The sequence below is a fragment of the Lysobacter antibioticus HS124 genome (genome assembly GCF_000336385.2).
GTDB classification, from domain to species: domain Bacteria; phylum Pseudomonadota; class Gammaproteobacteria; order Xanthomonadales; family Xanthomonadaceae; genus Lysobacter; species Lysobacter firmicutimachus.
This window is the reverse complement of the sequence record NZ_HG424516.1, coordinates 113,770-131,161: the sequence shown is the minus strand read 5'-3', so window position 1 is coordinate 131,161 and position 17,392 is coordinate 113,770. Positions and strand designations below refer to the sequence as shown.

At 70.1% G+C, this 17,392-nt stretch carries 14 protein-coding genes; 6 read left to right on the top strand and 8 right to left on the bottom strand.

Features of this window, described 5'->3' with window-relative positions; translation table 11 throughout:
- Nucleotides 1–367 precede the first annotated feature (367 nt).
- Nucleotides 368–1,267, bottom strand: coding sequence for a LysR substrate-binding domain-containing protein (locus TX83_RS14455; RefSeq protein ID WP_064748664.1), 900 nt, complete (start codon nt 1,265–1,267; stop codon nt 368–370).
- A gap of 135 nt (nt 1,268–1,402) precedes the next feature.
- Here TX83_RS14455 and TX83_RS14450 point away from each other — a divergent pair, with 135 nt between their 5' ends.
- The 3 genes from TX83_RS14450 to TX83_RS14440 all read left to right on the top strand — a co-directional run bounded on the left by TX83_RS14450 (nt 1,403) and on the right by TX83_RS14440 (nt 4,138).
- Entirely contained in the window at nt 1,403–1,699 is a 297-nt protein-coding gene (locus TX83_RS14450; protein WP_064748663.1) for a cupin domain-containing protein, read from the top strand.
- A gap of 309 nt (nt 1,700–2,008) precedes the next feature.
- Complete coding sequence (locus tag TX83_RS14445; RefSeq protein ID WP_079248239.1) at nt 2,009–2,944, top strand: DMT family transporter; 936 nt, start codon at nt 2,009–2,011, stop codon at nt 2,942–2,944.
- A 297-nt stretch (nt 2,945–3,241) separates the two neighbouring features.
- Nucleotides 3,242–4,138: a cyclase family protein gene (locus TX83_RS14440; RefSeq protein ID WP_064748662.1), complete on the top strand. Its 897-nt coding sequence runs from the start codon at nt 3,242–3,244 to the stop codon at nt 4,136–4,138.
- Nucleotides 4,139–4,156: 18 nt separating this feature from the next.
- Here TX83_RS14440 and TX83_RS14435 read toward each other — a convergent pair whose 3' ends face one another.
- Nucleotides 4,157–5,050: a LysR family transcriptional regulator gene (locus tag TX83_RS14435; protein WP_222423770.1), complete on the bottom strand. Its 894-nt coding sequence runs from the start codon at nt 5,048–5,050 to the stop codon at nt 4,157–4,159.
- 120 nt (nt 5,051–5,170) lie between these two features.
- Between TX83_RS14435 and TX83_RS14430 the strand changes: the two genes are divergently transcribed.
- A complete protein-coding gene (locus tag TX83_RS14430) occupies nt 5,171–5,821 on the top strand; it encodes an NAD(P)-dependent oxidoreductase (protein ID WP_064748661.1) in 651 nt (216 codons plus the stop codon).
- An 84-nt stretch (nt 5,822–5,905) separates the two neighbouring features.
- On the opposite strand, the gene TX83_RS14425 is transcribed toward TX83_RS14430, so the two are convergent.
- Nucleotides 5,906–6,808: a DUF72 domain-containing protein gene (locus tag TX83_RS14425; RefSeq protein ID WP_079248238.1), complete on the bottom strand. Its 903-nt coding sequence runs from the start codon at nt 6,806–6,808 to the stop codon at nt 5,906–5,908.
- Complete coding sequence (locus TX83_RS14420; protein ID WP_064748671.1) at nt 6,805–7,230, bottom strand: VOC family protein; 426 nt, start codon at nt 7,228–7,230, stop codon at nt 6,805–6,807. Before TX83_RS14420 ends, TX83_RS14425 begins: the two co-directional genes overlap by 4 nt.
- Before the next feature lie 114 nt (nt 7,231–7,344).
- On the opposite strand from TX83_RS14420, the gene TX83_RS14415 reads away from it, so the two are divergent.
- Entirely contained in the window at nt 7,345–7,695 is a 351-nt protein-coding gene (locus tag TX83_RS14415; protein ID WP_064748660.1) for a GFA family protein, read from the top strand.
- Nucleotides 7,696–7,899: 204 nt separating this feature from the next.
- Here TX83_RS14415 and TX83_RS14410 read toward each other — a convergent pair whose 3' ends face one another.
- The 4 genes from TX83_RS14410 to TX83_RS14395 all read right to left on the bottom strand — a co-directional run bounded on the left by TX83_RS14410 (nt 7,900) and on the right by TX83_RS14395 (nt 13,423).
- Entirely contained in the window at nt 7,900–8,169 is a 270-nt protein-coding gene (locus TX83_RS14410; RefSeq protein ID WP_064748659.1) for a hypothetical protein, read from the bottom strand.
- Entirely contained in the window at nt 8,153–10,504 is a 2,352-nt protein-coding gene (locus TX83_RS14405) for an FdhF/YdeP family oxidoreductase (RefSeq protein WP_064748658.1), read from the bottom strand. The genes TX83_RS14410 and TX83_RS14405 overlap by 17 nt, the downstream gene beginning before the upstream one ends.
- Nucleotides 10,501–11,376: a formate dehydrogenase accessory sulfurtransferase FdhD gene (gene fdhD, locus TX83_RS14400; protein WP_064748657.1), complete on the bottom strand. Its 876-nt coding sequence runs from the start codon at nt 11,374–11,376 to the stop codon at nt 10,501–10,503. The genes TX83_RS14405 and fdhD overlap by 4 nt, the downstream gene beginning before the upstream one ends.
- A 172-nt stretch (nt 11,377–11,548) precedes the next feature.
- Nucleotides 11,549–13,423: a DUF885 domain-containing protein gene (locus tag TX83_RS14395; protein WP_064748670.1), complete on the bottom strand. Its 1,875-nt coding sequence runs from the start codon at nt 13,421–13,423 to the stop codon at nt 11,549–11,551.
- A gap of 1,092 nt (nt 13,424–14,515) precedes the next feature.
- Here TX83_RS14395 and TX83_RS14390 point away from each other — a divergent pair.
- A complete protein-coding gene (locus TX83_RS14390) occupies nt 14,516–17,167 on the top strand; it encodes a TonB-dependent receptor (RefSeq protein ID WP_064748656.1) in 2,652 nt (883 codons plus the stop codon).
- The last annotated feature ends 225 nt before the right edge of the window (nt 17,168–17,392 follow it).

Below are 17,392 nucleotides of genomic sequence, written 5' to 3'. Positions count from 1 at the left end.
GTCGCGGCTGACGCCGCTCCTACAGGCGAAGGGTTCGGGTTTCGATCGGTGGCGGTGGCCATGGGCCTCTGCGCGTCCCGTGGTCGCGGCTGACGCCGCTCCTACAGGCGAAGGGCTCGGGCTTCGATCGGTGGCGATGGCCATGGGGCCTCTGCGCGTCCCGTGGTCGCGGCTCGCGCCGCTCCTACAGGCGAAGGGTTCGGGTTTCGATCGGTGGCGATGGTCTTGGGGCTTCTGCGCGTCCCGTGGTCGCGGCTGACGCCGCTCCTACGGGCGAAGGGTTCGGGCTTCGATCGGTGGCGATGGTCTTGGGGCCTCTGCGCGTCCCGTGGTCGCGGCTCGCGCCGCTCCTGCCTCTTGCAGGCGCTCAGACCGGCGGCGGGTCGCCCTTGTCGACCGCCAGCAGCCAGTCGAGGAAGGTCTTGGCCGCCGGACGCAGGCGGCGGTGGGCGGGGTAGATCGCGTAGTAGCCCCAGCGCGCCGGCATCGCCGGTCCGGGCAGGCGCTGCAACTGGCCCGAGCGCAGATAGGGCACGGCGATCTGCGCCCGCGCCAGCGCCACGCCCAGGCCTTGCGCGGCCGCCATCATCGCGTCGGTGGTATCGCTGAAGGTGTAGCGTTCTTCGAGCTTGCAGCCGTGCACGTCGGCGGCGCGGAACCAGTCGTGCCAGCCCTGGCGCGCATGGTCGGCGATCAGCGGCAGCTCGGCGATCTGCGCCGGCGTGCGCACGCGTTCGATCCCGGGCATGCGCGGCGAGGCGACCGGGAACAGGCTGTCGTCCATCAGCGGGTGCGCGGTCAACCCAGGCCAGTGGCCGGCGCCGTGGCGGATGCCCAGGTCGGGGCCGCCGTCGTCGAACCGGGCCAGGGCGATCTCGGTGTCCAGGCTGAGCTGGATCTGCGGATGGGCGCGGGTGAACTCGGGCAGGCGCGGCAGCAGCCAGGTGTAGGTCAGCGAGTGCAGGGTGGTGATGCGGACCCGGTCGCGGTCGTCGCGGGCTAGGCGCAGGCTGCGCAGCACCCCGTCGACATCGGCCAGCGCGGTGCCGGCGGCGTCGGCGAGCTGGCGGCCCTGCGCGGTCAGCGCCACGCCGCGGGCGTGGCGCTGGAACAGGCTGACACCGAGCCGGCTTTCCAACTTGCGCACGTGATGGCTGACCGCGCTGGCGGTCAGATGCAGTTCCTCGGCGGCGTGGGCGAAATTCTGGTGCCGCGCCGCCGCCTCGAACGCCGCCAGGGCCGGCAGCCAGTCCGCGCGCAATGCCATCGGAGCCTCAAATATGGTTTGTGGCTGGAAGCGAAAGTATGCGCTTGCATCGGATTACGGGCCAGCGAGAATAAGCCCCAGGGAAAAGCCAGATTGTCGTCGCGGCCCGAGCGACCCGCCATCCAGTGCCTGCACATGAGCCTCATCGACCTGCTTGCGACCTCCGCCGAATTGCCCGCCGCCTGGCGCTCGACCGTGGTCGGCCGCTTCGGCAACGCCAATTTCAAGTTGTTGCGCATGGACGCCGGCGCCTACGAGGAAGAGACCCACGATTTCGCCGAGGGCCTGCTGGTGCTCGACGGATCGATGCGCCTGAGCATCGGCGAGGAGATCGTCGAAGTCGGCGCCGGACAGTTGTACGTGGTGCCTGCGGGCGTGGCCCATGCGGTGGCGCCGGGCAGCCGCGGCACGCTGGCGATTTTGGACGTTTGATCCGGACGTCTGATCGGGCCCCCTGATCGGGACATTTGATTGGCACGTCCGATGCGGACGTTCGCGCGACCGGCCGGCGCCGCCCCCGACCCGGGGCCATTCGTCCGGTTGCGGATATCCGCGGGCGATCCGCGCGCCGATACTGCGCTCGGGGCCTGCGCCGAGCGCGCCAGCACCGGCGCCGGTCGCCCGTATCGCGCGACGACGCGCCTGGTCGCCGCACCCACCGCGCCGCCGCGAGGCCGTGCGCGGCCGTATTCCCCCGCAGGCGTCCGCATCGCGCGGCCGCCGTTTCCGAGGACTTAGCGCATGCGTTCCCCCGAACTCGCCGCCAGCGTGACTCCCGACGGCTCCGCCTCTTCGGCCGTCGCCGTCACCGATTCCGCACGCGCCGGCTGGCGCACGCCGTTGGAACTGACCGTGCTCGGCGCGATCTGGGGCGGCTCGTTCCTGTTCATGCGCGTGGCCGCCAAGGACTTCGGCGCGCTGCCGCTGGTCGAGATGCGCCTGGGCCTGGGGGCGCTGATCCTGCTGCCGTTCCTGTGGAAGGCGCGCGAGTCGTTCCGCGGCGCCGGGATCTGGGCCAAGCTGGCCATGATCGGCCTGATCAATTCGGCGGTGCCGTTCGTGTTGTTCGCCTGGGCCGCGCAGCGTGCGCCGGCCGGGATCGGCGCGATCACCAATTCGATGGCGGTGTTGTTCACCGCCCTGGTCGGGTTCTTGTTCTTCGGCGAGAAGATCGGCGTGCAACGCGCGATCGCGCTGCTGGCCGGCTTCGCCGGCGTGGTGGTGCTGGCCAGCGGCAAGACCGCCGGCGCCAGCATCGGCTGGGCGGTGGCCGCCGGCTGCACCGCGGCCTTTTTGTACGGCATCGGCGCCAACCTGGTGCGGCGCCAGCTGACCGGCCTGCCGGCCGCCGCGGTCGCCGCGGCGACCCTGGGCACGTCGGCCCTGCTGACCCTGCCGTTCGCCCTCGCGCAATGGCCGACCCACGCGATCCCGGCCAAGTCCTGGCTGTCGGCGGCCCTGCTCGGCGTGCTCTGCACCGGCATCGCCTTCGTCATGTACTACCGCCTGATCCAGCGCATCGGCGCCGGCCGTGCGGTCGCGGTGACCTACCTGGTGCCGCTGTTCGGCGTCGCCTGGGGCTGGATGCTGCTCGGCGAACCGCTGACCGCGACCATGCTGGCGGCGGCCGTGCTGATCCTCGGCAGCGTAGCGTTGAGCCAGCGCGCGCCGAAGTAGGCGCGCGGCCGGCGACAACGGCGAAAGAGTGCGCGCGGCGATCTCCCGCCGGCGCCGGTCACGGCGAACTCCCGACATCGCCGTTCTTGCGAAAGCAGGCATCCAAAGATTGCAGCGTCGTATCGCGGGAGCCACGCATCCCCGCCCGCGCGTGGATGGCGCGCAAAAACCAGGCTCCCCGCTTTAGCCTTTCGCGACTCCCGACTCCCGACTCCCGACTCCCGACTCCCGACTCCCGACTCCCGGCTCCCGGCTCCCAATCCCCAATCCCCAATCCCCAATCCCGGACCTCTCGCCTTGACCCCTCTCCAGCACCGCGTCCAGTTCGACTTCGAAATCGAGTTCAGCAACGGCGGCGGCCTCCAAGGCCAGGGTTTCCGCCTCGACATCGACGGCGACGACATCGGCGACGCCGAGTTGATCGACTACATCGTGCGCGACCTGCGTCTTCTGATGGTCGGACCGGCGCGTATCCTCAACAAGCGCATCATCGTCGAGGCGCACAAGCGCAAGGACGCCGCGCTCGACAGCGGCCGGCTGCGCTACGTCGACCTCAGCCACACTATCGAGGACGGGCTGGTGACCTATCCCGGCCTGCCCGCCGCGCACGTCTGCGACTACCTCAGCCGCGAGCGCTCGCGCGAGATCTACGAAGCGGGCACCGAGTTCCAGATCGGCCGCATCGACATGGTCGCCAATACCGGCACTTACATCGATTGCCCCTCGCACCGCTACGCCGACGGCAAGGACTTGTCGCAGATCGGCCCGGAAGACTGCGCCGACCTCGACGCGATCGTGGTGCGGGTGCCGGCGGGCGTGCAGGCGATCGATGTCGAACGCTTCCGCGACCTGGAATTGCGCGGTCGCGCGGTGCTGGTGCATACCGGTTGGGACCGTCACTTCGCCACGCCGGCCTACGCCGACGGCCACCCCTTCCTGACCGAAGCGGCGGCGCTGTGGCTGCGCGATTGCGGGGTCAAGCTGGTCGGCATCGATTCGATGAACATCGACGACACCCGCGGCAAGGCGCGGCCGGTGCACAGCGTGCTGCTCGGCGCCGGGATCTTGATCGTCGAGCACCTGCGCAACCTGGCCGCGGTGCCGGACCAGGGCTTCCGTTTCAGCGCGGTGCCGCCGAAGGTGAAAGGCATGGGCACCTTTCCGGTGCGCGCGCTGGCGACGTTGCCGGGCTGAGCCCGGCAACGTCCGGACTCAGGCACCGGCCAGGGACGAGGGCGTGTGCGCGTTGAGGTAAGCCTGCAGCGCGGCGATCGCCTGGCGCACCTTGGCCGGCTGCGAATCGCGTTGCGCGGTGACCGCGTACACGCCCAGCGACGGCAGCGACCACTCCGGCAATACCGGCACGGCGCGGCCGTCGGCCAACAGCGGCAGCGCGTCGGGTTCGGGCAGGCGGACGATGCCCAGGCCCTGCAACATCATCTGCAATACCGTGCGCGAATTGTTGCTGACGATGCGGCCGCCGACCCGCACTCGCTGCGCCGGCTCGCCGGGGCGGTGCAGGTCGACATACTCGGGCCGGTTGATGACGCTGAGGATGATCGTCTCGTGCCGGGCCAGTTCCGCCGGCGTACGCGGCAGCCCGCGGACGCGCGCGTACGCGGGCGCGGCGACCAGCAGATGCCGCCATTCGGCCATGCGCCGTGCGACCAGATTGGAATCGGCGAGCCGGCCGATGCGGATCGCCAGATCGATGCGCTCGGCGATCAAGTCGATCTGGCGATCGTCGGCGAACACCCGCAGCGACAGCGCCGGGTGGGCGTGCATCAACGGCGCCAGCGCCTGCGCCAAGTGCGCGGCGAAGCCGATCGGCACCGCGATGCGCAGTTCGCCGCGCGGCTCGTCGCGCAGATCGCCGAGCCGGCCGTCGGCGGCGCGGGCGGCCTGCAGCATGGCCGCGCAATCTTCGTAGTAGGCCTGGCCGACCTCGGTGGTGGTGAGCTTGCGGGTCGAACGGTGCAACAGCACCACTCCGGTCTCGGCCTCGAGCTGGCGCAGTTGCTGGCTGACCGCCGACGGGGTCATGTCCAGCTCGCGCGCGGCGGCGCTCATCGAGCCCAGTTCGACCACGCGGGCGAATACCGCCATGCGTTTGAGTCGATCTATCGTGAAGTCCAGCTTCATGGTCCTAGTCTAAACCAGCCGATTATCGTCGTGTCTGTTAGTGGGCAGACTAGGTTCCGTCCCCACTCGCTCAGACGGAGCCCCATGAACATCGTCCTGATCGGCGCCACCGGCTATGTCGGCCGCGCCTTGCTCGAAGAAGCCCTGCAGCGCGGCCACCGGGTGACCGCGGTCGCCCGCGACCCGTCCGCGCTGCCGGCCCACGACGGCCTGACCGCGCGCGCCGGCATCGTCGACGGCGGCGACCCGTCCGCGCTCGCCGGGCTGGTCCGCGGCGCCGATGCGGTGATCGCTTCGCTCAACGTCGGCGGCTGGAGCAACCCGAACCTGGAAGCCGATACCGTCGCCGGCTACGCCCAGATCGTCGCCGGGACCAAGCAGGCCGGCGTGCCGCGCCTGCTGGTGGTCGGCGGCGCCGGCAGCCTGGAAGTCGCGCCGGGCCAGGAATTGCTCGACCAGCCCGGATTCCCCGAGCAGTGGCGCGGCGGCGCCGAAGCGATGCGCCGCGTGTTGCGCGACCTGCGCGAAGAGCGCGAACTGGATTGGAGTTTCCTGTCGCCGGCCGCGCATCTGGTGCCGGGCGAACGCACCGGCCGCTTCCGCCTCGGCGGCGATCAATTGCTGGTCGACGAACAGGGCGAAAGCACGATCTCGGTGCAGGACTACGCGCTGGCGATGATCGACGAACTGGAGCAGCCGGCGCATTCGCGGCGGCGGTTCACCGTGGCGTACTGAACGCAGCGGGGAGGCGGCGGCCAGGCGCGAGCAGCGGACCGGGGCGAACGCCGCTGCTGCTCGTCGTCCCGCTCCCGTTTCAGCTCACGTCCCGACTCTCTCGATCAGCCGCATCGCCGCCGCCGGATTGCGCGCCTTGGCGGCGCTGATGAAGTAGACGAAGACCTCGCGCGGGGCCGTGCCGGCCTGCGCGGCGCCGACGTGGGGCAGGTCGACGCAGTCGCCGCCGCGCGCCCAAAGGCGGGCGCGCTCGGTCCAGGCCTGCAGCTCGTCGTCGGGGTAGCCGGTGTCGACGGCGGCGCGCGAGCGCATCAGCCGTGCGTAGACGAAATCGCCGGTGAGGTCGGCCAGCGAGGGATACTCGTCGGAGTCGGTGAACACCGTGGCGATGCGCCGTTCGCGCGCCAGGGCCAGATAGGCCGGATCGAGGAAGCTGGGATGGCGCACCTCCAGCACGTGCTTGAGCGCGCGGCCGTCGAGCTCGCGCGGCAGCGCGTCGAGGAACGGCGCCAGATCGTCGGGATCGAACCGCCGGCTCGGCGCCAACTGCCACAAGATCGGCCCCAGGCGCGCGCCGAATTCGCTCAGCCCGCCGTCGATGAAGGCGCGCGCGCCGCTGCCGGCGCGGGCGAGGGCGCCGGACTGGGTGATGCGCCCGGGCGCCTTGAGCGAGAACACGAAATGCGCCGGCGTTTCCGCCGCCCATTTGGCGTAGGTCGCCGGTTTCTGCGCGCTGTAGAAGGTGCCGTTGATCTCGATGCTGCTGAGCCGGCGGCTGGCGTATTCCAGTTCGCGCCGCTGCACCAGCTTGTCCGGGTAGAAGTTGTTGCGCCATGGCGCGAAGGTCCAGCCGCCGATGCCGACGCGGATGCCGTCGACGGCGCCCGGTCCCGGGCCGAAGTCGTCGGCGGATGCGGCCGTCTTGGCCGGAGCGGGCGCAGCGAACAGATCGTCGGCCGGGGCGGTAGCGGAGCGTTTGCGGTTCATGGGTTCCAGGGATTGTAAGTGCCGAACCACCATAGCCGGCCTTCGAGGTCGCGGCAGGTGTAGGCGCGTCCGCCGAAGTCCTGATCGGCGATATCGGCCACGATCCGGGCGCCGGCCGCGCGGGCGCGGGCATAGTGCTCGTCGGCATCGGCGATGATGACCGAACAGGCCTGAGTTTCGCGCCCGCCGATCTCATCGGGTTGGACGATGCGCCGGGCCCATTCGTTGTTTTCGTCCTCGACCACCGAGCCGAGCATGATCATGCCCGGCCCGTAGGTCAGCTGGGCATGGTGGACGATGTCGCCGTCGGCATAGACGGCGTGTTTCTCGAAACCGAAGGCGCGGCACAGCCATTCGATGGCGGCCGGCGCGTCCCGGTAGCGCAACGAAGGAATGATGGTGCTGCCGCAGATGGGGTCCATGAACATGCTCCTGGCCGAGCGGCGCGGGCGGCCCCGCGGATGACGAACGTCAGGCGACGAGCATAGCGCGGCGGCGTTATTCTCGCGTCTTCGATGGCTCGGGAGAGAGCGCAGATGACGACGTACACCGGCGGCTGCCATTGCGGCAAGATCGCCTACACGGTCGAAGGCGAGATCGAGCAGGCGATGGACTGCAATTGTTCGATGTGCCTCAAGCGCGGCGGCCTGCTCTGGTTCGTGCCGCGCGCGGCGTTCGAGCTGACCACCGACTCGGCCGACCTGGGCACTTATCGCTTCAACAAGAACGCGATCGACCACCACTTCTGCGCGAGCTGCGGCATTTCGCCGTTCAGCGAAGGCAAGATGCCCGACGGTTCGCCGATGACGGCGATCAACGTGCGCTGCCTCGACGGGATCGACCTGAGCCGGATCAAGATCGTGCCGATCAACGGCCGCGAGTTCTGAGGCGAGCGGCGCGATTCCCTCCCGTAGGAGCGGCGTAAGCCGCGACCGGCCAAGCGACGTCATACCACGGCGCTGTAGAAAACACGGTTCGTCCGGCCGCGGTTCGATTCGCGATGTCCAGTCCCGCGGCTTCGGCCGGTCGCGCTCGCGTCCGTCGCTGCGGTGGTCGCGGCTTGCGCCGCTCCTACAGGCAGGCGTCGGCGGCTACCCGTCCGCCAGACGGGCGCGGCCGAGCTCGGTCAGCACGGCGACGCGGGTTTCGCCGCGCGCGTCGCTGCGCACTTCGATGCGTACCCAACCCAGGCCCGGGTGTTCGCCGATGGGGTCTTCGCCGATCCAGGCCAGTTCCCGCAGCAGCACGCTCATGCGCAGGCCCAGGCGCTTGCACAGGCGCGGCAGCGAGACTCCGCCGGGCTCGGCCGCGAGCGCGGCGAGCAGGCGCTGCGTGGGGCTGCCTTCAGTCCACCCGGACATGGCCGATATCCCGTGCCGATTGCAGCCCCGCGTCCGTCGCCCGCCGGTGCGGATGGACGACGACCGGGATCGATTTCGATGTCGGCGTACGCGCTTCGTCGGCGAAGCTCGACAACGGCACCAGGGCATTGGTCTCCGGGTAATAGGCGGCCAGACAGCCGCGCGGAATGTCGTACTCGACCAACAGGAAACGTCGGGCGATGCGTTGTACGCCGTCCTCGCCCAGGCTTTCCAGATCGACCCAATCGCCGGCCTGCAGACCGAGCATGGCGATGTCGTCGCGGTGGATGAACACCACCCGCCGTTCGCCGAACACGCCGCGGTAGCGGTCGTTCAAACCGTAGATGGTGGTGTTGTACTGGTCGTGCGAACGGGTCGTGGCCAGGTTGAATACCGGTTGCGCCTGCGCCGCCCGGGCGCGGTGCACCGGCAGATCGGTCGGCACCGCATGCGCCTTGAACAAGGCCTTGGCCTCGGGATTGAGCCAGCGCCGTTCGGCGGCGGCGTTGGGCAGGTGGAACCCGCCCGGCACGCGCACCCGCCGGTTGAAGTCGCCGAACTCGTCGAACACCTGCGCGATCAGGTCGCGGATGCGGTCGTAGTCGCCGACCAGCCAGCGCCACGGCAGCTTGCTGCGCGCGCCCAGGGTGGCTTCGGCCAGGCGCGCGACGATCGCCGGCTCCGACAACAGCATCGGATCGGCCGGCGCGTTGATGCCGGCGGACAGGTGGACCATGCTCATCGAATCTTCGACCGTGACCGCCTGCGGGCCGTTGTCCTGCAGGTCGATCTCGGTGCGGCCCAGGCAGGGCAGGATGTAGGCGTCGCGCCCGTGCACCAGGTGGCTGCGGTTGAGCTTGGTGGTCACGTGCACGGTCAGCTCGCAGCGGCGCAGTGCCCGATGGGTCGCTTCGGTGTCGGGCGTGGCGGTGGCGAAGTTGCCGCCGAGGCCGAAGAAGGCCGTGCAGCGGCCGTCGAGCATGGCCTGGATGGCACCGACGGTGTCGTGGCCGGGCGCCCGCGGCGGCTCGAAGCCGAACACCTGCTGCAAGCGGTCCAAGAACGCGGACGAGGGCTTTTCGTAGATGCCCATGGTGCGGTCGCCCTGCACGTTGCTGTGCCCGCGCACCGGACAGGCGCCGGCGCCGGGACGGCCGAGATTGCCGCGCATCAGCAGCAGATTGCACAGCATCTGGATGGTCGCGACCGAATGCTTGTGCTGGGTGATGCCCATGCCCCAGCAGAAGATCGCGCTGCCGGCGCCGGCGTAGATATCGCCGGCGCGCTCCAGTTCGGCCCGGCTCAGTCCGGATTCGGCGCAGATCGTTTCCCAGGACTCGGCGGCGACGTCGGCGGCGAAGGCCTCGAAGCCCTGGGTGTGTTCGGCGATGAAGTCCGGATCGATCCTGCGTTCGCCGCCGTCGCGCTGCGCCTGGGCATCGAGTTCCAGCACGCGCTTGGCGATGCCCTTGGCCGCGGCCAGGTCGCCGCCGATGCGCAGCTGGAAATAGTCCGAGGAGATCCGGGTCGAGCCGTTGTGCAGCATCTCCCGTTTGTCCTGCGGATCGGCGAAACGTTCCAGGCCGCGTTCGCGCAGCGGGTTGAAGGACACGATCGCCGCACCGCGCTGGGCCGCGCGGCGCAGCTCGCCGAGCATGCGCGGATGGTTGGTGCCCGGGTTCTGGCCGAAGATGAAGATCGCATCGGCGAGTTCGAAGTCGCGCAGTTGCACCGTGCCCTTGCCGACGCCGAGCTGGGCCTTCATCGCCGTGCCCGACGGCTCGTGGCACATGTTGGAACAATCGGGGAAATTGTTGGTGCCGAATTCGCGCACGAACAACTGGTACAGGAACGCGGCCTCGTTGCTGCAGCGGCCGGAGGTGTAGAACAGCGCGCGGTCGGGCGAATCCAGCGCCGCAAGCTGCGCGCCGATGCGGGCGAAGGCCTCGTCCCAGCCGATCGGCAGATACTTGTCGCTGGGCGAGTCCCAGCGCATCGGATGGGTCAGCCGGCCCTGATTCTCCAGCCAATGATCGCTGTACTGCGCCAGCTCGGCCACGGTGTGACGGGCGAACAGGTCCGGCGTGGCGCGGTGCCGGGTCGCTTCGGCAGCCACCGCCTTGGCGCCGTTCTCGCAGAACTCGAAGGTCGAGGTGTGGTCGCGGTCGGGCCAGGCGCAGCCGGGGCAGTCGAAGCCGTCGGGCTGGTTGGCGGCGAGCAGAGTGCGGGCGCCGTGCACGGGCACCTGCTGTTCGAGCAGATGCCGGGCGACGCTGCGCAGCGCGCCCCAGCCGCCGGCGGGGCCGTCGTAGGGACGGATGGTTTTCTTGCTCATGGCGGCGTTCCGGTGGCGTCGGCATCGGCGCGCGCGTCGTCGAGCAGGCGCCGGGGATGGGTGTAGACGGCATAGCCGTCGTCGCGGGCGAAGCCGATCAGGGTCAGCCGCGCGCTGTCGGCCAGGGCGATCGCCAGCGCGGTCGGCGCCGACATCGCCGCCAGCAGCGGAATGCCGGCTTGCGCGGCCTTCATCGCCATCTCGTAGCTGGCGCGGCTGGTGACCACGGCGAAGCCTTGCGACGGATCGACGCCGGCCGCGGCGAGGGCGCCGATCAGCTTGTCCAGCGCGTTGTGCCGGCCGACGTCCTCGCGCACCAGCGCGACGCGGCCGTCGTGTCCGGCCCAGGCCGCGGCGTGGGTGGCGCCGGTCAGCGCATTGAGCGGCTGTTGCGCGCGCAGCTCGCGCAAGGCGCGGGCGAGGGCGGCACCGGCGATCGCCGCGCCGGCGCCGACCTGCGGCGGCGTGCGCAACACCGCGTCCACGCTTTCGCTGCCGCACACGCCGCAGCCGCTGCGTCCTTCCAGGCTGCGCCGGCGGTGAGCCAGGGCCTGCGCGCGCGGCTCGGGAATGCGCAGGCGCAGTTGCGCGCCGTCCAGGCCGTGGGCGACGGCCTCGATACGCAGCTCGGCGGGATCGGCGACGATGGCTTCGCTGAGCGAGAAGCCGCGGGCGAAATCTTCCAGGTCGGCCGGGGTGGCCATCATCACCGCGAACGGCGCGTCGTTGTAGATCAGGCTCACCGGCACTTCGGCGGCGATTGCGTCGAGGCCGTCTTCGCAGCGATCGCCGCGCCGGCGGCGTACCTGTCGCCGTACCGCGCCGGGTTCGGCGGCGATGTCGGCGGCGGGCGGGTTCGGGTTCGCGATCATGGCAGCGGCCGCGGGGCGGCCTTCCTCTCGGCACGACGGTAGCATGCCCGCGGCGGCGGCGCGGACCGTGCGTCGGCGCCGCCCGGCGGGGCGGCTAGGAGGCTAGCGCAAGCGGCGCGCCGGAACCATCGCCGCCGGCACAAAGCGCGGCGGCGGATGGAACGGCGCCGGTTCAGCGGATCGGTTCGTCCAGCATCAGCTGGCGCACGAAGCGCACCGGCGGCGCGCCGTAGGACAGCACCTGGTCGTGATAGGCCTTCTGCTCGAACTTGTCGCCGAGCTTGGCCTGCACCGCCTTGCGCATGTCGAAGTGCTCCTGCGCGCCGACGAAGTAGGTCGGCAGCTGGGCCGAGGTCAGCTGCGCGCGCACCCATTTGCCGGCCGCCTCGCGTTCCTGCTGGAAGGTTTGCCGGGTCATGAATTCCATCGCCTGCTCGCGGCTCCAGTCCTCGACTTGCACGCCCTGGTCGAGGATGGCGTTGCCGATGCTGCGCAGGTAGAACTTGAGCTGGACCAGGCGGAACAGCGGGTCGCCGTCCAGGTAGCCGGCGTCGGCCATCATGTCCTCGGTGTAGACCGCCCAGCCTTCGGCGAACACGCCCGAACGCAGCACCGCGCGCAGGGTCGAGGGCGCCTTGGCCGAGTGCGCGCCTTCCAGGTAGTGGCCCGGCATCGCTTCGTGGATCGACAGCAGGTGGACCATGCGCGAGTTGTACTCGCGCAGGAACGAGTCGACCTGCTGCGCGTTCCAGTCGTCGGGAATCGGCGAGATCGCGTAATAGGTGTCCAGGCCCTTGTCGAGCGGGCCCGGCGAGTCGCAGTACGCCAGCGCCACGCCGCGCTGGAACTCCGGCATCAGGATGATCTTGACCGGCGCGTCCGGCACGGTGACCAGGTTCTTGGCGCGGGTGAAGGCGGTGGCGTCGGCGGTGGTCTGCTTGGCGAAGTCGACCACCTTGTCGCGCGCCGGCTTGTCGGCGTAGGCCAGTTCCAGCGCCGCCTCGATCGCCTTCTGCTGCTGCTCGGGCGTCGGCTTGTCCGGCAGCGCGGGCGCGCCGGGCTTGTCCTTGAGCTCGCGCTGGGCGATGGCGTACATCTCCTCGCGCACCCGCGCCAGTTCGGCCTGGGCGCGCTGCTTGATCTCGGCGCGCGACAGCGAGGCGTTGAGCGAGAACTTCAGCTTTTCGTCGTACAGGGTCTGGCCGATGCGGAAATTGCCCTTGGCGTTCGGCACCAGGGTCTTGTCGAGCCAGTCCTGCTGTTCGGCCACCGCCTTGCGCAGCCCGGCGACCGCCGCGTCCAGGCGTTTGCGCTCGGCGCCCTTGAGCTGGCCGGCGTTGGGTGCGATGAAGGTGTCGATCAGGCTGAGCACGCCCGCGTTCTGCTTGGACACGGTCTCGGCGTGGATCTTCGGCACCCGCGCCGGGTCGAGGTTGGCGCGGGCCTGGGCGAAGATCTGCGGGATCTTCTCCATGCGCGCGGTCGCCGACTTCAACCGCTGCGGCATCGGCGCGAACTCGCGCGCCATCAGGTTGTAGATCGCATCGCCGGCCAGGCCGTTGTAGATCATCGGGTCCCAGGCCCAGCTCTGCAGGGTCTGCAGCGACCACACTTCCGATTCCAGACGGTTGCGCAGGATCGCCGCGTCGACCTGGTTCTCGCGCGACAGCTTGGCGGCGTCGATGGCGTCCAGCTCGGCCAGCAGCTTGCGGTTGAAGTCGAGCTGGCGCTGGCGGCCGGCGGCGCTGAGATCGTCGACCTCGCTGTCGAATCGGTGGTCGCCGATCTGGGTGGCGCTGACCGGGTTGAGCCGCATGACCTCGTCCAGCCAGCGCTTGGACAGCGCGGCGAAGGCGGTGTCGGCGGCCGGGTCGGAAGCGCCGGCCTTGGCGATCGCGGCCGCCGGGGCGGTGCCGGCCGCGGGCTCGGCGGTGTCGCGCGGACCGCAGCCGGACAGGGCCAGGGCGAGCAGGGCCGGTGCGAGCAGGCCGAACGCGAGCGGACGCGGGGCGGAGGCGAACGGGGTGGGGGAGGGGCGCAGACGCATGTCCATATCGGGTCGTGGCAGGCGGCGGTCGCCGCGATGCGCGGAGGATAGGCCAAGCCGCCGGCCCTCGCATGGGTCATTCGTGGGGGCGCGGCCTCCCGCGGCGCTGGTCTGGCCGCCTCTCCATGGCGATGGGGCGCGCGAGGCATGCGCGGGCGGCGTCGTCGGCACCGGCGGCGGCCGACTCCGGCACGGCCGGTCGCCCGGGTCGGCATGCGGCGGAACGACGCTCCCGGCGCACTTACCGTGCCCGGAGTCGGGTTTCGGCGTCATTGCCGGCGGCGGCGTCATGAGCATCGGTAATGTCTACATGCGGTGCTCGCGGCCATGGTTCACGTGCCGTCCCGCCCGCCGAAAGCCCGCAACGGCGGGGCTTTCCGCACTCCGTAGCGGCACGGCTCGCGCGGCGTCGCCGGCCAGGGCGCTGGCTGCGAGCGGCCGGCGGCGGCCCGACGTGGCGAAAAAATCGCCCATTCCGGCGTGGTGCGGTTTGACGTCGCTTTATCGCGATGCAACATATCTCTCGCCGCCGCCGCGGCGACATTCGAATCCCACGCAGACCGCTCCCGTGAACGCAGCCGCCCCGACCCGCCGACCGAACGCCGCACCGCGCCGAATGCGCGCGTGTCGTCGCTCGATGTGTCGCTGTTGATACGCGGCCCGTCCCTTCCTTCGTCAGCGACCCGGCTGCTGCGCGCAGCGGTGTTCGCGCCCCCGGTCGTCGTCCTGGTTCGTTCGCCTCATGTCCGCCGAGTTTCGTCTTCCGCCTTCGCCGTCAGCATCCGCCGCCTGGTTTGCGCCCCGCACGCGGCATCTGCGCATCCCTCCTGCGTGCCTTGGTCAAACGCGTTTTGGTCGGGCGTGTCTGGGTCAGATCTGTAGTCGGCGGGTGATGCCCTGACGGGCTGAACCTGCCGCCGATTTCGCCCGCTCCGGAACGGTGCGCGGTCTTGCGGTCGCTCCGCATCGCGTCGTCCCCCTCCCCAACGTGACCCCGCTGCGCACCGCGCAGCGCGGACGGCTGCACGCCGTTCCGGTCGGGCCTTTGTTCGCCTTCGTTTCGCCTCTTCCCTTCGACTCAGGAATCCGCCCATGTCTTTCGTTTTCGATGCTTCCCGCGCCGGCGTGCGTTACCGACGACTCGCCCTCGCGCTGTCCCTGGCGCTGGCCGCGCCGCTGGCCCTGGCCGCGGAGGCCGCGCCGCAACCGGATGCCGAACCCGGCGTGACCCTGGACGCGGTCCAGGTCACCGGGTCCAACCTCAAGCGCAGCGACGAGGCCGGGGTCAATCCGGTGCTGGTGCTGGACCGCGCGCAGATCGAGAAGAGCGGCAAGGTCACCGTCTCCGACCTGCTGCGCAGCCTGACCGTCAACAGCGGCAACAGCTTCAACGAGCAGTACACCGGCAGCTTCGCCAACGGTTCGGCCGGCGTGTCGCTGCGCGGCCTGAGCCAGAAGAACACCCTGGTGCTGGTCAACGGCTATCGCGTCGCGTCCTACGGTTTCGCCCAGAACACCCAGGACAATTTCGTCGACCTCAACGCGTTGCCGTTGGGCGCGATCGAGCGGGTGGAAATCCTCAAGGACGGCGCCTCGGCGCTGTATGGCTCCGATGCCATCGCCGGCGTGGTCAATCTGATCCTGCGCCGCAAGATCGAAGGCATCGAAGTCGACGCGGCTTACGGCGCGGCCACCGAAGGCGGTATCGATCAGCACCGCATCGGCCTGCGCGCCGGCCATGGCGATCCGGCGACCGACCGCTACAGCCTGCGTTTCAGCCTCGACGTGTTCCAGCGCGGCCGGCTCGATGCCGACGAACGCGACCTGACCCGCGACGGCGACTACCGCGATCAACCCGGCGGGCGCCTGGCCGGCTGGTCGACCCAGGGCGGTGCGTACCTGCGCAACCCGCGCGCGCCGGTCGCGTTCCCGTGCCAGTCCGGTACCCAGTCGCGGCCGTACAGCGACTTCGGCAGCCCGCTGCCGGGCAACGCCTGCGCCTTCAATACCCAGCCGTTCCGCACCCTGGTGCCGGATGTGGAGCGCTACCAGGCGCTGCTCGCCGGCGACGTGTGGTTCAACGATTCGCTGCAAGGCTTCGCCGAGGCGCTGTACAGCACCAGCCACAACGGTACCTACTTCAGCGCGCCGATGACGGTGGGCGCCGGCCTGCGCGCCTACGACCGCAGCACCGGCCGCCTGGTCGACATCCCGGCGGTGTTGCCGGTCGGCCATCCGAACAATCCGTATGCGACGCCGACGCCGTTCGAGTATTCCTTCCTGGACCTCGGCGCGCGCTACAAGATCAACGAGTCCGAGTTCTCGCGGGTGCTGGTCGGCCTGCGCGGCAAGGGTGAGACCTGGGACTGGGACGTCGCCGCCAGCCATTCGGAAAGCCGCCAGCACGAGTACGTGCGCAACTTCCTCAACCGCTATGCGTTCGAGCGGGTTTTGCGCGACGGCAGCTACGACTTCCTCGACCCCGCGCGCACTCCGGGCGCGCTGGAGGCGCTGCGCCTGTCGACCCGGCGTCCGGGCACCTACCGTCTGAGCACGCTCAACGGCAAGATCTCCGGCTTCCCGTTGCAGTGGCGCGCCGGCGACGTCGGCGTCGCCGCCGGCGTGGAGTTCCGCAACGAGGCCCAGGACGCGCGCACCAGCCCGCAGGTGTTGTCGGGCACCGAACTGCGCCCGGCGATCAACCTGATCGACGGCGACCGCCGGGTCTCGGCGGCGTTCTTCGAACTCAGCCTCAAGCCTTGGCAGTCGTTGGAGGTGCAGTTGGCCGGCCGCGGCGACCACTACAGCGACTTCGGCAGCGCGTTCTCGCCCAAGCTCGGCCTGCGTTGGCAGGTCGGCGACGATGTCCTGGTGCGCTTCAACGCCTCGCGCGGGTTCCGCGCGCCGTCGCTGCCGGAAATCGCCCAGAGCACCACGATCAGCTACGGCAGCGTGATCGATCCCTTCGATCCGGTGCAGCCCGGCGCCTCGCGCGGGGTGACCATCCTGCGCGCCGGCAATCCGGACCTGAAGGCCGAGCGTTCCAGCAACATCAATCTGGGCCTGCTGTGGTCGCCGGATGCCGATACCAGCCTCGGCGTGGACCTGTACCGGATCCGCCAGGACGATCTGATCGCGCCGGACAGCGTGCAGTACGTGGTCTCCAATCCGCAGCTCAACCCCGGCCGGATCACCCGCGACGCCCAGGGCCGTCTGCAACTGGTCGAGAACCGCTACGCCAACCAAGGCACCCTGACCACCACCGGTTTCGACATCGAAGGCCGCAAGGTCTGGCGCGCCGGCGATGCGGCCTGGACTCTGGACGGCGCGTGGACCCGCCTGCTCAGCTACGAGCAGCCGCAGGTGGCCGGGCAGGGGGCGCTGGAAGGCGCCGGCGGCAACCGTTTCGGCGCGCTGCCCAAGTGGCGCGGCATCACCTCGCTGAACTACGGCCGCGGCGACTGGACCGCGCAGTTGTCGTGGCGCTACATCGGCGGCTATCGCCAGCAGGTGGTGGACGCGCGCAGCAACCCCGGCCTGGACGGCGAGGTCGACGACCACCACCAGTTCGACCTGTACCTGGGCTACGAGGGCCTGCGCGACACCACGGTGTATCTGTCGGTGCAGAACCTGGCCGACAAGGACCCGCCGTTCGACCCGGCCGGCGGCGCGCTGCCGTACGACATCAGCCAGTACGACGCGCTGGGACGGTTCGTGACGGTGGGGTTCAAGCACAAGTTCTGAAGCCTGCGCGGCGAGCCGCGGACACCGGGATGCAGGGGGAAAGCCGCTTAACCCCCTGCGTCCCGTCGCGACTCGTCGTGCCCGCGCAGCCGAGCTGCGGTGTTTCGTCCAGGCATCGCCATGAAGTCTCTGGAGCCCCGACTGCGCGGGCATGGCCGCGGGAAGATCCAGCGCAGCGTCCCAACCCCGTTCCGCTTCGGCCTGCGTTGATGTATCCACGACAAC

Bases quoted from the DNA above. Each gene is read 5' to 3' on its own strand.
- TX83_RS14410 (WP_064748659.1), bottom strand. From the start codon at position 8,169: ATGTCCGGGTGGACTGAAGGCAGCCCCACGCAGCGCCTGCTCGCCGCG.
- TX83_RS14430 (WP_064748661.1), top strand. From the start codon at position 5,171: ATGAACATCGTCCTGATCGGCGCCACCGGCTATGTCGGCCGCGCCTTG.
- TX83_RS14405 (WP_064748658.1), bottom strand. From the start codon at position 10,504: ATGAGCAAGAAAACCATCCGTCCCTACGACGGCCCCGCCGGCGGCTGG.
- TX83_RS14435 (WP_222423770.1), bottom strand. From the start codon at position 5,050: ATGGCGGTATTCGCCCGCGTGGTCGAACTGGGCTCGATGAGCGCCGCC.
- TX83_RS14425 (WP_079248238.1), bottom strand. From the start codon at position 6,808: ATGAACCGCAAACGCTCCGCTACCGCCCCGGCCGACGATCTGTTCGCT.
- TX83_RS14390 (WP_064748656.1), top strand. From the start codon at position 14,516: ATGTCTTTCGTTTTCGATGCTTCCCGCGCCGGCGTGCGTTACCGACGA.
- TX83_RS14415 (WP_064748660.1), top strand. From the start codon at position 7,345: ATGACGACGTACACCGGCGGCTGCCATTGCGGCAAGATCGCCTACACG.
- TX83_RS14445 (WP_079248239.1), top strand. From the start codon at position 2,009: ATGCGTTCCCCCGAACTCGCCGCCAGCGTGACTCCCGACGGCTCCGCC.
- TX83_RS14420 (WP_064748671.1), bottom strand. From the start codon at position 7,230: ATGGACCCCATCTGCGGCAGCACCATCATTCCTTCGTTGCGCTACCGG.
- TX83_RS14455 (WP_064748664.1), bottom strand. From the start codon at position 1,267: ATGGCATTGCGCGCGGACTGGCTGCCGGCCCTGGCGGCGTTCGAGGCG.
- fdhD (WP_064748657.1), bottom strand. From the start codon at position 11,376: ATGATCGCGAACCCGAACCCGCCCGCCGCCGACATCGCCGCCGAACCC.
- TX83_RS14395 (WP_064748670.1), bottom strand. From the start codon at position 13,423: ATGCGTCTGCGCCCCTCCCCCACCCCGTTCGCCTCCGCCCCGCGTCCG.
- TX83_RS14450 (WP_064748663.1), top strand. From the start codon at position 1,403: ATGAGCCTCATCGACCTGCTTGCGACCTCCGCCGAATTGCCCGCCGCC.